This window comes from Prauserella alba (assembly GCF_024171735.1).
Classification (GTDB): Bacteria; Actinomycetota; Actinomycetes; order Mycobacteriales; family Pseudonocardiaceae; genus Prauserella; species Prauserella alba.
In genome coordinates this window covers 300,248-314,762 of record NZ_JAMTCH010000005.1, presented here as the reverse complement: position 1 = coordinate 314,762, position 14,515 = coordinate 300,248, and the positions used below count along the sequence as shown (strand labels likewise).

The following is a 14,515-nucleotide window of genomic DNA, read 5'->3' as shown; positions in this document are numbered from 1 at the left end:
CGCCGTCACTCGTCCCCGCGCCAGCCGCGTTCGCCGATCACCGGGGGCGCGACCTGACCGACCGGCATACCCCAGACGTCGTCCTCCTCCTGCAGGTACGACGGCGAGTTGTGCTCGGTCTCGTCGTCCTGGTTCGGCCGCGCTCCCGCACCGCCGCCCATCATGCCCATCGGCGCGCCGCCGGTGCCGCGCGCCGCACCGGCGGCCGACGGGGCCTGCCCACCGGCGGCACCCGGCGACGCACCCGCGGCACCGGCACCGGTCTGCATTCCGGAGCCCGGCGCGCCACCGACCGCTCCCGCGGCCATTCCCGAAGCCGCACCCGCGGCCAACGGTGCCGCCACGACACCGGGCGGCAACCCGCCACCGCCGGGACTCTGCGGGCCGACGCGCCGCGACGGATCGGTCCCGGGATTCTCCGGGGACGGCGCGGGTTTCCCCGGCTCGCGCGGATCGTCCTTGATGATGTCCTCGCCGGGCATCACGAACTGCGGCACGCCGCGGAACACGTTGCCGGATTCGAGCTGGTAGGTCCGCATGACCTGCGCCGCCTGGCGATGCAGTTCCTCGCGCTGCTCGACGCCGGTGATCGGGTCGAGGGGCAGCCCGGCCGCGTCGGCGAAACCGCCACCACCGCCGCCGGAACCGGCACCGGCCGAACCCGCGCCACCGGAACCGGCAGCACTCGAACCGTCGGCACTCGAACCGACAGAGCCACCGGAACCGGCCCCGCCGGAACCGGCAGCGCCGCCGCCCAGCGCCCATCCGCCGTCACCGGGACGCCGCCCGGTCGCACCTCCCGTTTCTCCGGACGCGCCGTCGCCCAGCACGTCGATCTCCCCCGACAGACCGGAGCGTGTTCCCGGCTCCGGGTCCCGGCCGCCGAGCGCGACGACGTCGTCGCGCTCGTGCGGTTCCAACCCGCCGATCGGGGCGATCGGTTCGACCGGCAGCGTCGGCAGCGGGAGCCACGGCCACGGGTGCAGCGACAGCGGCGGCTCCGGCATGTTGTTCTTCGCCCACTGCGCCAGGTGCGCCTGCGCCTGGATCGCCGTGCCGACCCCGTGGCTGTCCCGCGCGGTCTGGTCGGTCCAGGTCGACAGCTGATCGACCCGCCGCCGGGCCTGTTCGACACCGCCGCCCTGCCAGCCTTCGGCGGCGTCGCGCAACGCGGTGCGGAGACTGTCGCCGATGTTCTGCAGTTCGGCGCCGAGGTTGGCCCACTTGCCGGCCACCTGATCAGCCGTCTCCGCGTCGACCCCCATCGTCGCCATGCGGTGCAGTTCCCGATGGGGCAGGGCCTGCCAGTCGAACTCCGATTCCAAGGCGTCCTTGCCCGGCGGTGGGCCTTCCGGCTCGCGCGGGGGCCACGGCAGCGGCAGACAGTTCGCCATCACTCGTACCTCCCGATGCGCTGCAGGTCTTCGCCCGCGTCCTCGTCGGCCGTGGTGATCATGCCGGATGCGGCGCGGACGATGCCTTCGAGCTTCTCCAACTGTGCGGCGTACGCCGTGAGCACGGGCAGCGCGGCGTTGGCGTCTCCGTCCGCGGCGCCCCGCAGCCGCTGGGCCAGGGTCTCGCCGACGAAGTTGTCGCCGAATCGCAGCGGCGCGGCGATGTTCTCGCCCGCGTCGGCGATGAGCCGGTGGACGTGCGCCTGCAGCTGCATGAGGGTGGCCAGGAGGTTGTGGGCGGCGCCCTCGTCGAGGCGCAGCTCGCCGTTGTCGATCTGCTCGCGGACCTGGTTCAGCTCCTCGGCCACCGGGGCGAGCCTGCCCGCCGCGCCGTCGGCGAAGTCCAGCGCGGGCGCGGTCGGAGGCAGGCCGACGGATCCGCCGTTCCCTTCGGGGCCGGCCGACTGCCGCACCGCGTCGTCGTCGCGCGTCGTGCTGGGTTCGGTCACGATCACACCCCCGGTCGACTCGTTGTTCGTCACTGTAGCTGTGACGCACCTCGGCGCCGACCGGTTCGCACGATTTCGCATCCCTCGACCGCCGAGCCACCGGCCGCGTTAAGTTGAGGTGACACCACGCGGCCGCACGCGTGGAACCGGCACGTGGAGTGATCCCACGCGCCGGACCCGCCCGCACAACCGGATCGAGAGCAGGGAGCCGTCACCGTGTCCAGCGCATCCCAGTCCCCGGCGGACCCGTCCGCGCAGCAGCTGCGCACCAGGCCAGATCTGGAGAGCCTGCCCGCCTACGTCGCGGGACGGACCGTGCCGGGGGCGGTGAAGCTGGCCAGCAACGAGACACCGCAGGGACCGCTGCCGAGCGTCGCGCGCGCCATCGCCGAAGCCGCCGCGGAGGTCAACCGCTACCCGGACATGGTGTCGACGGCCCTGACCGAACGGCTCTCCCGCGAACTCGACGTGCCCACCGAGCGGATCACCGTCGGGTGCGGTTCGGTGGCGCTGTGCCAGCAGCTCGTGCAGGCGATGTGCGCGCCCGGCGAGGAGGTCGTCTACGCGTGGCGCTCGTTCGAGGCCTATCCGATCGCCACGCAGATCGCCAACGCCGCTGCCGCACCGGTGCCGCTGGACGAGAACCACACCCACGACCTCGACGCCATGCTCGCCGCGATCACCCCCGCGACGCGCCTGGTGTTCGTGTGCAACCCGAACAACCCGACGGGCACCGTCGTGCGCAGGGAGGCGCTCACCCGCTTCCTCGACGCCGTGCCGCCGCACGTGCTGGTGGTCCTGGACGAGGCGTACCGGGAGTTCGTGACCGACGACGACGTGCCCGACGGCGTCGAACTGGCCCGCCACTACCCGAACGTGCTCGTGCTGCGGACGTTCTCCAAGGCCTACGGGCTCGCGGGCCTGCGCGTCGGCTACGGCGTCGGCCCCGCCGAGGTGATCACGGCGCTGCGGAAGGTCTACGTGCCGTTCAGCACCAACGCGCTGGCCCAGCGCGCGGCGATCGCGTCGCTCGACGCGGCCGACGAACTGATGGAGCGCTGCCGGGCCATCGTCGCCGAGCGCGCTCGGGTCGTGGCCGAGCTGCGCGACGCCGGCTTCGAGGTACCGGAGACGCAGGCCAACTTCCTGTGGCTGCCGCTGCGCGAACGCACCGGGGAGTTCACCGAGCACGCCCTGGAGCACAAGGTCGTCGTACGCGGCTACGCCCCCGACGGCGTGCGCGTGACCATCGGCGAGCCGGCCGAGAACGACATGCTGATCGCCGCAGCCCGCGCCTTCCCGCTCGGCTAGCGGGTGGCGGAGGCGCCGGGCGACACGGCCGACAGCAGGGACAGCAGCGTGCGATTGGCTCCGACGTCGATACCGTGCCGATCGCCGAGGCGGACGATCGTGCCCGTCAGCCCGTCGTGCTCGAGCGGCCTGCCCGCGTCGCGGTCCTGCAGCATCGACGTGGTGCTGCCGGGCGCAAGCGTTTGCAACCAGGTGAGGACCTCGTGGGCGTCGGCGTCGGTCAGCTGCGCACCCTCGGCGTTGGCGACGGCCACCGCCTCGCGCAGCACCCGCATCGCCAGCTCGGCCACCGGCTGCTCGGCCAGCACCTCGACCCGCCGCCCCGTCAGCGCCGTGATCGGATTCGCCGAGACGTTGGTGAGCATCTTCCGCCACGCCGCCGTCGCGAAGTCCGCGGACCGTTCCACCGCCAGCCCCGCGCCGGCCAGCAGGTCCGCCACCGGCGCCGCCTCGTCGGTGCCGGGCACGACGAGGTCGCGGTCGCTGCGGCGCGTGCGCACCACACCCGGCGCGACGCGTTCCGCGTTGACGTAGACCAGCGCGGGCACGACGGTTCCCGCCGAACCTGCTCCCGCGGAATCGGTCCCGCGGTGGTGCTCGCCTGCTGCGCCGACGAGCGGGCCCACCCGTTCGACCTGGTCCACGCCGTTCTGCGCCACGAGAACGCTCCCACCGGCCGAGGTGAGCACCGCGAGCCACTCCGCGGCACCACCGGTGTCGTGGATCTTCGTGGCGAGGACCGTCAGTGCCACGGGCCCGACCTCGCCGGGCGCGGCAGCCCAGCGCACGGGATACGTTGCCGTGCTGTCGCCTTCGGTGACCTCGATGTTCGACAACGGCCGCCTGCCGCAGGCCACGACGTCGTGACCCGCCGCCGCCAGCGCCCCGGCCAGGGCCGTCCCGACGGCTCCCATCCCGACGACGGCGACCGTCACACGTCCGGTCACACCCGGGCTCACAGCTGTTGCACCACCAGTTGCACGGCCGCGGCGGTACCCACGACGACGATCACCCCGCGCAGCACCCGCGGAGGCAGCTTCCTGCCGATCTTCGCGCCCAGCTGACCGCCGACGACCGACCCGACCGCCAGCAGCGCCACGACCGGCCAGCTGATCGGCGCGACGAAGGCGTACACCGTGCCCGCGACGATGTTGACGGCCGCGGACAGCACGTTCTTGATGCCGTTGAGCGTCTGCAACGGCAGGGTCATGAGGATGCCCATGACCGCCATCAACATCACGCCCTGCGCCGCTGTGAAATACCCGCCGTAGATGCCGATCAGGAAGATCAGCGTCACGAGCCCCACGGCGCCCTTCGCGGACATCGACCCGCCGTCGGCATCGCCGGCACCCCGGCGCTGCCGCCTGCGCGTCACCCACGCCGACACCTTCGGCTGCACCAGCACCAGCACCAGCGCCAGCACGATGAGCACCGGAACGATCGTCTCGAAGGCGTCGGGGGGCAGCGACAGCAGCAGGATCGTCCCGACCACGGCGCCGAGTACCGAGGCGGGCAGGAACGACAGCAGCACCCGCCCGTGACCGCGCAGTTCGTGGCGGTATCCGATCGCACCGCTGACGCTTCCGGGGGCGAGCCCGATCGCGTTCGAGGTCGTCGCGGTGACCGGCGGATAGCCGAGCGCCACGAGCACCGGGAACGTCACCAGCGTCCCCGAACCGACGACGGTGTTGATCATCCCGGCCCATACGCCGGCTATCGCGATGAGAACGGCATGCCACCAGATCACCCGGCGACGATAGGCCGCCCCGGACGGCCGCCGTCCCCCGCGGGCACGCAGGCGTGGCGGGACTCACCGCCCCGACGTTTCCCACCCACGGCCACGGGTAACCCTGCCGCGGGCCGCAGCCGGAGTGGACACGCCCTGCGAACGGAGTGACGAGGAGGTACAAGTGGGTGACAGACGGTCACGGTCACCGGTCATCATCGAGGAAAGACACCCATGGCCCGAACGAGGCCCGTCCCCACTGAGGTGAAAGTGACAGAGACAGAGTCGACAGGGCGCGCGCAGCCGGCAGGCGGCGAGCAGGACATTCTCGCCTCCGAGAACGACATCGAAGTGCGCCTCGGTGCGAACCTGACGCACCTGCCCATCGTCCGGTCGATCGCGGCGAACCTCGCCGTCCGCGCCGACTTCGACATCGATGCCATCTCCGACCTGCGGCTCGCCGTCGACGAGGCCTGCTCCACGTTGATCACCAGCGCCGCGGACGGCAGCGCCATGCGCTGCCGCTTCACGATCGAGTCCGACGAGCTCCGCTTCCACGGCACCGTCCCCTCCGCCGACCGAGAACCGCCCAGCACGGCCTCCTTCGGCTGGAAGGTCCTGACCACGCTCGCCGACTCGGCGACCACGTGGCTCGAACCGGCAGCCGACCTCTCGCCCGACGGCGCAGAACCCGACGGCGCGGCACCCGGCGACGCGCCCGACGGACCACACGGCCGGGTACACGTCGAAGTGACCAAACGAAAGCCGACGCTTACGTGACCGAATCCACCAAACGCGGATCGCGTGGTTCCTCCGAAGACTACGAGCACCTGATCCCGCTGTTCGACGAACTGGTGACGCTGGAGGACGACGACCCCCGGCGCGCCGAACTGCGGGAAGAACTCGTGCGCGGCCACCTGCCGCTGGCCGAGCACATCGCCCAGCGGTTCTCGGGGCGCGGCGTGGCCAAGGAAGACCTCGTGCAGGTGGCGCGCGTCGGCCTGATCAACGCGGTCGACCGGTTCGACCCCCGCCGTGGCTCGGACTTCCTGTCGTTCGCCGTACCGACCGTGATGGGCGAGGTGCGCCGCCACTTCCGTGACACCGGCTGGGTGATCCGGGTGCCGCGCAGGCTCAAAGAGCTGCACCTGTCGATCAACAGCGCCAGCACCCAGCTGTCCCAGCGGCTCGGCAGGGCGCCGACGCCGAGCGAGATCGCCGAGCACCTGGGCATCTCGCAGGACGCCGTGTTCGAAGGCCTCGACGCGGGCAACGCCTACCACTCGATGTCGCTCGACGAGGTGCTCTCCGGCGAGGTCGAGAACCTCGCACTCGGCGACACCCTCGGCGAGGAGGACGCCGCGCTGGCCGGCGTCGAGAACCACGAGACCCTACAGCCCCTCGTGAGGCAACTGCCCGAACGGGAACGCAAGATCCTCGCCCTGCGCTTCGTCCACAACCTCACACAGACCCAGATCGCCGAGCAGGTCGGCATCTCGCAGATGCACGTCTCCCGTCTGCTGGCCCGCACGCTCGCCAAACTCCGGCAGGGCCTCGCCGACGAGGCCTGACCGCTCCCCACACGCCGCGAGCAGCGGCCACTACGCGGAGCCGGCCCACCCACCTTTCCCGCCACCCGCCCGTGCTCCTTTCCCGCCACCCGCCCGTGCTCCTTTCCCGCCACCCGCCCGTGCTCCTTTCCCGCCACCCGCCGGCGCTCACTTTCCCGCCACCCGCCCGTGCTCACTTTCCCGCCACCCGCCCGTGCGCCTTACCATCGGCCGCGTGCCCCGACCCCGGCTCCCACAACGGCTGCGCCCCGTACTGCGCACCAGCCTCGGCCTCGCCGCGCTCGGCTTCTGCTCGAGCTTCTTCGGCGCGGGTGTGGTGTTCCTCGTGCTGCTTCTCCAGGGCGTTCCCGAGGGAGCACAGGGCACCGAGTGGATCATCGCCGTCGTCGCTGCCGGGTACGTGCTGCTGTCGGTGCTGGTCGGCACGACGTGGGCGGTGTTCCTGCAGCGGCGCACCGTGGTGTGGTTCGTCCTCGGCCGCACACCCACCCGTGACGAGGCCCGCCGCGCACTGCGGCTGCCGCTTCACCTCGCCAAGGTCAGCGGAACGCTGTGGCTGGGCGGGGTCGTGGTTGTCGGCACGCTGACCACGGTGTTCGGCACGTGGTTCGACGCCATGGGTGTCGCACTGGCGATCGCGCTGGGTGGGATCGCGACCGTCGGGCTCAACTACCTGGCCACCGAGTGGGTGGCCAGGCCGTTGCTGGCGACGGCGCTGCGCTCGGTGCCGCCCGGTGAGTCGCTGGCGACGACGGTGCTCGCACGGCTGGTCGTGACGTGGCTGCTCGCCAGCGGCGCCCCGATGATCGGGGTGCTGATCCTGGTGCTGCCACCGGACTTCGGCGGCGACCCCCAGTACAGCCTCGTGACGCTGTCGATCCTCGGACTGCTACTCGGCGCGGCGGCCACGTTCCTGCTGGCCCGCTCGGTCGCGTCGCCGTTGCACCGGTTGCGCGATGCGCTCGGCGAGATCGCCCGCGGCCGCCGTGACGTGGCCGTCGGCGTGGACGACGCGAGCGAGATCGGCATGCTGCAGGCGTCGGTCAACGACCTGACAACCGGCCTGCGCGAACAAGAACGCATGCGAGACCTGTTCGGCAGGCACGTCGGCGACGAGGTGGCGCGGCACGCCCTCGAACACGGCGCGTCCATGTCCGGCGATGTTCGCGTGGTGACGGCGCTGTTCGTCGACGTCGTCGACTCGACCAGCCTCGCCGCCGAACTCGCGCCCGACGAGGTGGCGCGCAAGCTGAACGGCCTGTTCGCCGCGGTCGTCGACGCGGTCAGCACCCACGGCGGCCTGGTCAACAAGTTCCAGGGCGACGCGGCGATGTGCATCTTCGGCGCGCCCGCCCGCCACGCCGACCCGGCGACGTCGGCGCTGGCCACGGCACGGGCGATCCGCGACGCGGTCACCGCGTCCGGCGAACTCGACCTGGGCATCGGAGTCGCGACCGGCCCCGCGTTCGCGGGCCAGCTCGGCACCGCAACCCGGTTCGAATACACCGTGATCGGCGATGCCGTGAACGAGGCAGCCCGGCTCACCGAACACGCCAAGCACGCCGAAGGGCGCATCCTCGCCAGCCGGGCCGCACTCGACGCCGCACTCGACGCGGAACGCGGCCGGTGGCACACGCACGAGACGTACCAGCTGCGCGGCCGAGCCGAACCGACCGAGACCTGGTCGACCCCACCGAGTGGGGCGGCGTCCCCGACCGATCCGTCGGCCCGGCACGACCCGGATTCGGAGTCGACTGCGGAGCCGGCTGCTGAGTCGACCGCGGGGCAGGCTGTGGCGCCGGACGCGGAGGCGGCTGCGGAGGCGACGTCGGCTGCGGTGCCTGAAACGGATGCCGCGCCGGCCGAGGACACCACGGCAGCGGAGGACACGGCGCCGGCCGAGCGCGGCTAGGAGCTGCTCCCCCGACGGGACGTGCCGGAACTTGCGGGCACCGGAAGTCGAGCTGTCAGTTGTTTTCGTCGCCGGCAACGTGACGGCGGGTGGCGCTGGATCCGCACGATGCTGTGGTCGTGAGCTGACCGGACAGGGCCAATCGGCTGGCAGCGAGCGGCCGATTCCACGATCTACCGGGCCCGCCAGCACGCTTCCGGACCCGTCGCCGGACCGATGAGCAGGTCGAGCCGCTCGTCGTTACGACCGGCCGACCATGCGCAGGGCCGGTCCGAAGCGTTTCCTTGATCGAGTTGTCGGTGCGGACGACCGGAGTCCGGTTCACTCTATTGTGCAATGGTGTATTCGTACACCAGTTCGATAGCGTGGGTGTTGTGGATGACATGGGGGACAACAGAGTTGATGACCGCGGTGTTGGTGACAGGATCGAGCAGTTGCGGGGCCTACGTGTTTGGCGGGCGCAGCGCGATGCCGAAGAACTGGCGCTACTGGCCGACCTCTCGGCGGCGGTGGGTGATGACCGTGGGTTGGCGGAGGAGCTGACACCGGTGCTGCGGGTCTCGACCCGTGAGGTTGAACGTCGTATCGACGACGGCAAGTCGTTGACGCGGCGGATGCCGCAGCTACTCGCATCGATGCGCACCGGCGAGCTGGAGGCGTACGGAGCAAGGCGGGTGCTGACCGTGGTCGACCCGCTCGAGGATGACGCGGCCCGGCAGGTCGACGGTCTGCTGGCCGACAAGCTGATCGATGCGCCGGAAACCGCCTGGCAGCCGGGAAACCTGGCCCAGCGCGCACGCCGGTTGGTGGAGAAGGTCGACCCCGGCGGGCAAACCCAGCGTGCCCGGCGGGCGCGGGCGGAACGGAAACTGGAGCTCACGCCGGGCGAGCACGCAATGTCTACGTTGGAGGCCAGCCTGCCCGCCGAGGTCGCAGCGGCCTGCTACTCACGGGTCGATGGGATGGCACGGTCACTGCGTCATGGTGGCGATCAGCGCACCCTGGAACAACTACGTGCCGACGTGACCGCCGATCTGCTGCTGGGACGCGATGTCGGCGTGACGGCGCCGGAGGCTGCGGCCACGGTGTACCTGCACGTCCCGATTGATACGGCCCTGACGATCTCCGACGAAGGATGCGAACTCGACGGCTACGGACCGATACCCGCGTCGATCGCGCGGGAGATCATGACCAACACCCGCAGCACCTGGCGCACCGTGCTGTGCGACCCCGGTACAGGCGAACCGGTCGATCTCGGTCGTACTCGGCGGCGGCCGAGTGCGGTGATCCGGGATCTGGTGCGGGTTCGGGACCGCGAATGCGTCATGCCCTGGTGTCACCGGCCGGCCCGGCACTGCGACCACGACCACGAACGGGCGTGGGCCGCCGGTGATGGTTCGACGTCGGTGGCCAACGGCGGCCCACGCTGCCGACGACACCACCGCTTGAAAGACCAACCCGGCTGGAACGCCGAATACCACCCGGCCCACGGCATCACCCGCGTCACGACACCACACGGGAAGACTTACACCGGCCGCCGCGAACCCGTCCTCACCCCCACACGACGAGCCCCGGCACGCGACACCCAGGCACACCACGCCCAAGCACGCGGTACCCAGGAACGCGGTACGCAGGCACGTCGCCAAGCCGCCAGAGTCGACCCGGCCCGTGACGGTTCGGCACAACGCGGTCCGGCATGCGACGCCCCGGCAGGCCGTCGAACCGGCCCGGCCAAAACCGCAAGAGGAACCACCGACCCGAAACGGCAGAACGACGACAGCCCACCGTTCTAAGTGGACCCGACCACCGGGCCGGTTGCACCGATAGCCGCGCACCCGGCCGCCGTGCGCGAGAACTTCCTCCGCACGCAGCCCGCGGGTGGCACGCTGCTTCGTCGACGCAGTAGGCGGGTTCCTGGCGTCGCCGTGAGGCCTTCTCCTTTTGACGACACGAACTCGGTGAGCTTCGACAGCCGTCTTGCCCGAGTCGACCGAGCACGGGGCCCACAGACCTACACGAGACCGAGTTCGCGGGCGCGGACACCGGCCTGGAAGCGGGATTCGGCGCCGAGCGCGGCCATGAGCTCGCCGACGCGGCGGCGGTAGGTCCGCACGCTCAGCCCGAGCTGCCGCGCCGCGGCCTCGTCCTTCGCGCCCTGCCCGAGCAGGTCCAGCACTGCGGGGGCGAGGCGGCGGATCTCGGCGACCTGCGCGTCGTAGATGTCGAGGTCGGTGGCCGAACGCCACACGGTGTCGAACAGCGACACCACGCCCTGCACCGTCTCGGGCTGGGTGATGACGCTGTAGCTGCGCGGCCCTCCGGCCCGCTCGCCTGCCAGGATCGCGACCTTGCGGTCGACGATGACCGTTTCGCTTAGCTCGTCGGAGGTGATGCGGATCTGGGCGCCGTGCCGGTCGCGGCGGCGCGTGAGTTCCTGCGCCGACACGGCGTCGAGCAGCAGCCCGGACCGGTAGATCTTGCGGATCCGCGCCGAGCCGGCTCGTCGCAGAGCCGCAGCTTCGAGGTCGGCCTCCCTGCTGGCGGCGACCCAGAGCGCGAGGTCGTTGGCGACGCAGGCGATGTCGGTGGCGGTCAGGAAGAGGTGGCCGACGCGGCGGTACAGCTCCTCCTCGCCGCGCACGATCGTGACCGGGTCGCCGGTTCGCACATCGCCCATCGCCATGGGTCCGATTGTGCTACCGGCCGGGCCGATCCGCGCGCGTTGGCAGGTTGTTGCCATTTCCGGACGCGTTCGCCGCTGCCGCCGCACGGTGAAGACATGACCACCACCGACATCCACACCGGCAACCCGACGACCGCCGACGCCGCAGGCACCTGGCGGCTCGGCGACCGCACGATCAACCGGCTCGGCTTCGGCGCGATGCGCCTGACCGGCATGCCGTGGGACGAGAAGCCGCGGGACCGCGACGACGCCGTCGCCGTGCTTCGCCGCGCCGTGGAACTCGGCGTGAACCACATCGACACGGCAGCCTTCTACTTCACGGCGACCCGCTCGGCGAACGAACTGATCAGCACCGCGCTCCAGCCGTACTCGGACGATCTCGTGCTCACCACGAAGGTCGGGCCCGCACGCACGCGCGACGGCGAGTTCGAGTTCGCACGGCCCGAGCAGTTGCGCAGCCAGGTCGAGGAGAACATCCGCCAGCTCGGCCGCGACCACCTCGACGTCGTCAACCTGCGCTGGGGCGCCGGGCTCGACAAGAGCCCGGGGCCGGTCGCCGACCACTTCGGTGTGCTCGCCGAACTGCGGGACGCCGGGCTCGTCCGGCATCTCGGCGTCTCCAACGTCACCGCCGAACAGCTGCGCGAGGCGATGTCGATCGCCCCGGTGGTGTGTGTGCAGAACCGGTACGGACTCACCGACCGGGCCGACGACGACCTGGTCGAGCTGTGCGGCGAACACGGCATCGCGTTCGTGCCGTTCTTCGCCGTCGCGGGAGCCGCGCCGGGCGAGGTCGAGCAGCAGGGACAGGCGGAGCTCGCCGCCGTCGCGCAGGCCCACGGGGCGAGCCCGGCGCAGGTCCGCCTCGCGTGGAGCCTCCACCGCGGCCGCCACGTCCTCGCCATTCCCGGCACCGGCGACCCGGCGCACCTCGAACAGAACGTCGCCGCGGCAGCCCTCCGGTTGACGGCCGACGAACTGGCACTGCTCGACGGCCTCGGCCGGGCGTCGTAAGCGAACGGTCCTCCACCGACGACGCGCGCCAACCACACACCGTCGTTCACGCAAACGACCTCCGCCGGGGCGAGCCTGGCGGGAGCAGTCTCCTCGGCCCCGCTCTCCCACCGCTCAGACGATGCGCCCGATGCGGCCCGCGTTGAGGTTCCCGGGCCGCATCGGGCGGCGGCATGATGCGTCAACTCGCCGGCCCGTGCGCCGGAGTTGCCGGAGTGACCTCACGGGTGTGCAGTACGACGTCGAAGAACTCCGGCAGCGAGCCACCGGACATGCCGGCCGGCTGCGTGGGGTCGGAGTGCGGTCCGAGCAGCCGCAGTTTCGCCGGGGCATCGGCGAGGTGCTCGGCGACGGCACCGCCGGCTCGGAGATCGAGCAGATACCGGTCGAGGTGCGTGCTGCCGAGGACGGCGTCGGTGAAATCGCTCGGCGGTGCGGGCACGCGCACCGGCGCCCCGTCCAGGTCGACGGTCCCGTGATGAAACGTCAGGCCTGCCGACAGGTACCCGGTGCCGAGCCGCTCCCGCAGGTAGCTGCCGGCGTTGCGATCGGTGTCCCCTGCCCCGGATCGGTCGGCCGTCCAGGCGACGCTGCGAGCGTGCCCGACCGCGCTGTGGCTCCCGCTCCAGTAGAGGATCCGATGACCGGTGCGTTCCCGCCAACGAAGCGTGTTGGCCGCGAGCTTCTGTTCGAGGACGTGCATGTCGGGCTCGTCGACGTCGACGAGCCCGACGACGCGCACGGGATCGCCGGGACGGTGCTCGTTGCGGGCACGCATCCAGTGCAGCACCTCGACGAACTCCGCCGTTCGCCACCACGAGTGGTCGTCGCTCAGCAGCGAGGCGACGTCGCCGCGGCCGGTACGCAGCCACGAGTCGACCGCCGTGCCGGTTCGCGCACCGGCCTCGATCGCGAGGGACCGGAACCCGAGCCGCTCCACGAGGAACCGCAGGACACGGTGAGTCAGCCGACCGAACTCGCGAGCCCCGTGGACGCCCCGCGCAACGCCGACGACCGAGGCGTCGCCGGCCATGTCGCGCAGCGGCTCCAGGTCGCCGAGCAGTGCAGCAGGGTCCGTGGTGTCCAGCGGGTGCGCGGCGCCGGTGATCCACTCGCGTGCCCGGAGCACGCCGGGTTCGGTCTCGTCCGTCGTCATCACCGGAGCGTGCTACCTCGACCGTGATCGAGGTCAAGAAGGATCACCGATCGGATCCAGCTTGCGCCCGCGGACTCACCCGACGGGTTCGACGGCCAGGTCCGGCCAGCGTAGTGCCGTTGCGCCCCAGGTGAGGCCTGCACCGAAGGCGGCGAGCAACACCCGGTCGCCGCCTTGGAGGCTGCCGTCGCGGACGCCGTCGGCGAGGGCAAGGGGAATCGACGCGGCGCTGGTGTTGCCGGTGTGGCCGATGTTCACGACGAGGCCGTCGGCGGGCAGGCCCAACTGCTTCGCCACCGTGTTCAGGATGCGGATGTTGGCCTGGTGGCCGACGAACCGATCGACGTCGCCGACCGTCCAGCCGAGCTCGTCGAGCACCGCGCGTGACGACTCGGCCATCCGCGCCGTGGCGTGCCGGAACACGGCGGGCCCCTCCATGTGCAGGTACGCATCGCCCGGCTGCTGCGGTGTCTTCTGCCGCGAGCCACCCGCGGGGACGACGAGCAGGTCCGTACCGGAACCATCACTGTGCAGGTCGAACGGGCCGAGCGCACCGGGATCGTCGTCCTCACCCGCGCGCAGCACGACCGCACCCGCGCCGTCGCCGAAGATCGGCACGGTGCCGCGGTCGGCGGGGTCGACAAGCGTGGTGAAGGCATCGGAGCCGACGACGAGGACGTCCCTGGCGACGCGCCCCGCGATGAGGCCCGCCGCCGTCGCGAGGGCGTAGAGGAACCCGCTGCACACCGCCCCGACGTCGAACGCCGCCACGTCCCGCTGCCCCAGCCGGGTCGCCACCTGCGGCGCACTCGCGGGGCAGGGCTGATCGGGGGTGGCGGTGGCGAGGACGACGGCGTCGACATGCTCCGTCCCAGCTGACCGCAGTGCCCGCGCGCCCGCCTCCACCGCCATGTCCACTGTGGACATACCGTCGTCGACGACGCGGCGCTCGGCGATACCCGTGCGCGAACGGATCCACTCGTCGGTGGTGTCGAGCCGGGTGGTCAGCTCGACGTTGTCGACCACGCGCGGTGGCAACCAGCCGCCCAGGCCGGCCAGTACCGCCGTCGATCGTGTGGCCACTTGCGGTCCCCCAATGAAGGCGCCCATAGATCCCGTACCGAGACGCCGTGAAACGCCTCCGAGGAACCTATGTATGGCCTACTTTTCGGTAGAGGCATCGGTTGTGACCCATGTCTCCGTCCTGTTCGTGAGACCCGCCGAAGGGATGTCACGAAC

General features: G+C 71.4%; 13 protein-coding genes. 6 read left to right on the top strand and 7 right to left on the bottom strand.

Annotation, left to right across the window (positions count from 1 at the left end):
- Window positions 1–5 precede the first annotated feature (5 nt).
- A complete protein-coding gene (locus tag LY12_RS25935; RefSeq protein WP_301302788.1) occupies window positions 6–1,394 on the bottom strand; it encodes a PPE domain-containing protein in 1,389 nt (462 codons plus the stop codon).
- The gene (locus tag LY12_RS17095; protein WP_253857925.1) at window positions 1,394–1,903 is read right to left on the bottom strand and encodes a hypothetical protein; all 510 of its coding nucleotides are present in this window, start codon (window positions 1,901–1,903) and stop codon (window positions 1,394–1,396) included. The genes LY12_RS25935 and LY12_RS17095 overlap by 1 nt, the downstream gene beginning before the upstream one ends.
- Before the next feature lie 216 nt (window positions 1,904–2,119).
- On the opposite strand from LY12_RS17095, the gene hisC reads away from it, so the two are divergent.
- Complete coding sequence (hisC, locus tag LY12_RS17090) at window positions 2,120–3,214, top strand: histidinol-phosphate transaminase (RefSeq protein WP_308292135.1); 1,095 nt, start codon at window positions 2,120–2,122, stop codon at window positions 3,212–3,214.
- On the opposite strand, the gene LY12_RS17085 is transcribed toward hisC, so the two are convergent.
- Both LY12_RS17085 and LY12_RS17080 read right to left on the bottom strand, forming a co-directional pair.
- Window positions 3,211–4,161, bottom strand: a complete 951-nt coding sequence (locus tag LY12_RS17085; protein ID WP_253857923.1) for a ketopantoate reductase family protein — start codon at window positions 4,159–4,161, stop codon at window positions 3,211–3,213. The genes hisC and LY12_RS17085 overlap by 4 nt on opposite strands.
- Before the next feature lie 8 nt (window positions 4,162–4,169).
- Complete coding sequence (locus tag LY12_RS17080) at window positions 4,170–4,961, bottom strand: sulfite exporter TauE/SafE family protein (RefSeq protein ID WP_253857922.1); 792 nt, start codon at window positions 4,959–4,961, stop codon at window positions 4,170–4,172.
- Window positions 4,962–5,210: 249 nt separating this feature from the next.
- Here LY12_RS17080 and LY12_RS17075 point away from each other — a divergent pair, with 249 nt between their 5' ends.
- The 4 genes from LY12_RS17075 (at window position 5,211) to LY12_RS17060 (ending at window position 10,216) form a co-directional block, all read left to right on the top strand.
- Window positions 5,211–5,720, top strand: a complete 510-nt coding sequence (locus tag LY12_RS17075; RefSeq protein ID WP_372493550.1) for an ATP-binding protein — start codon at window positions 5,211–5,213, stop codon at window positions 5,718–5,720.
- Complete coding sequence (locus LY12_RS17070; RefSeq protein ID WP_308292134.1) at window positions 5,717–6,511, top strand: SigB/SigF/SigG family RNA polymerase sigma factor; 795 nt, start codon at window positions 5,717–5,719, stop codon at window positions 6,509–6,511. Before LY12_RS17075 ends, LY12_RS17070 begins: the two co-directional genes overlap by 4 nt.
- A gap of 214 nt (window positions 6,512–6,725) precedes the next feature.
- Window positions 6,726–8,423: an adenylate/guanylate cyclase domain-containing protein gene (locus LY12_RS17065; RefSeq protein WP_253857920.1), complete on the top strand. Its 1,698-nt coding sequence runs from the start codon at window positions 6,726–6,728 to the stop codon at window positions 8,421–8,423.
- 383 nt (window positions 8,424–8,806) lie between these two features.
- Window positions 8,807–10,216 (top strand): HNH endonuclease signature motif containing protein, encoded by a 1,410-nt coding sequence (locus LY12_RS17060; protein WP_253858880.1) that lies wholly within the window; start codon window positions 8,807–8,809, stop codon window positions 10,214–10,216.
- 218 nt (window positions 10,217–10,434) lie between these two features.
- Here LY12_RS17060 and LY12_RS17055 read toward each other — a convergent pair whose 3' ends face one another.
- The gene (locus tag LY12_RS17055; RefSeq protein WP_253857917.1) at window positions 10,435–11,106 is read right to left on the bottom strand and encodes a DNA-binding response regulator; all 672 of its coding nucleotides are present in this window, start codon (window positions 11,104–11,106) and stop codon (window positions 10,435–10,437) included.
- Window positions 11,107–11,202: 96 nt separating this feature from the next.
- Here LY12_RS17055 and LY12_RS17050 point away from each other — a divergent pair, with 96 nt between their 5' ends.
- On the top strand, window positions 11,203–12,120 hold the full coding sequence (locus tag LY12_RS17050) for an oxidoreductase (RefSeq protein ID WP_253857915.1): 918 nt from the start codon (window positions 11,203–11,205) through the stop codon (window positions 12,118–12,120).
- A gap of 181 nt (window positions 12,121–12,301) precedes the next feature.
- Here the strand turns inward: LY12_RS17050 and LY12_RS17045 are convergent, their stop codons facing one another.
- Together LY12_RS17045 and LY12_RS17040 are read right to left on the bottom strand one after the other, a co-directional pair.
- The gene (locus LY12_RS17045; RefSeq protein ID WP_253857913.1) at window positions 12,302–13,276 is read right to left on the bottom strand and encodes an erythromycin esterase family protein; all 975 of its coding nucleotides are present in this window, start codon (window positions 13,274–13,276) and stop codon (window positions 12,302–12,304) included.
- 75 nt (window positions 13,277–13,351) lie between these two features.
- Window positions 13,352–14,359 carry a beta-ketoacyl-ACP synthase III gene (locus LY12_RS17040; RefSeq protein ID WP_372493549.1) on the bottom strand — a complete coding sequence of 336 codons (1,008 nt, stop codon included), beginning with the start codon at window positions 14,357–14,359 and terminating at the stop codon, window positions 13,352–13,354.
- Window positions 14,360–14,515: the final 156 nt, after the last annotated feature.

Bases quoted from the DNA above. Each gene is read 5' to 3' on its own strand.
- LY12_RS25935 (WP_301302788.1), bottom strand. From the start codon at position 1,394: ATGGCGAACTGTCTGCCGCTGCCGTGGCCCCCGCGCGAGCCGGAAGGC.
- LY12_RS17060 (WP_253858880.1), top strand. From the start codon at position 8,807: ATGGGGGACAACAGAGTTGATGACCGCGGTGTTGGTGACAGGATCGAG.
- LY12_RS17055 (WP_253857917.1), bottom strand. From the start codon at position 11,106: ATGGCGATGGGCGATGTGCGAACCGGCGACCCGGTCACGATCGTGCGC.
- LY12_RS17050 (WP_253857915.1), top strand. From the start codon at position 11,203: ATGACCACCACCGACATCCACACCGGCAACCCGACGACCGCCGACGCC.
- LY12_RS17045 (WP_253857913.1), bottom strand. From the start codon at position 13,276: ATGACGACGGACGAGACCGAACCCGGCGTGCTCCGGGCACGCGAGTGG.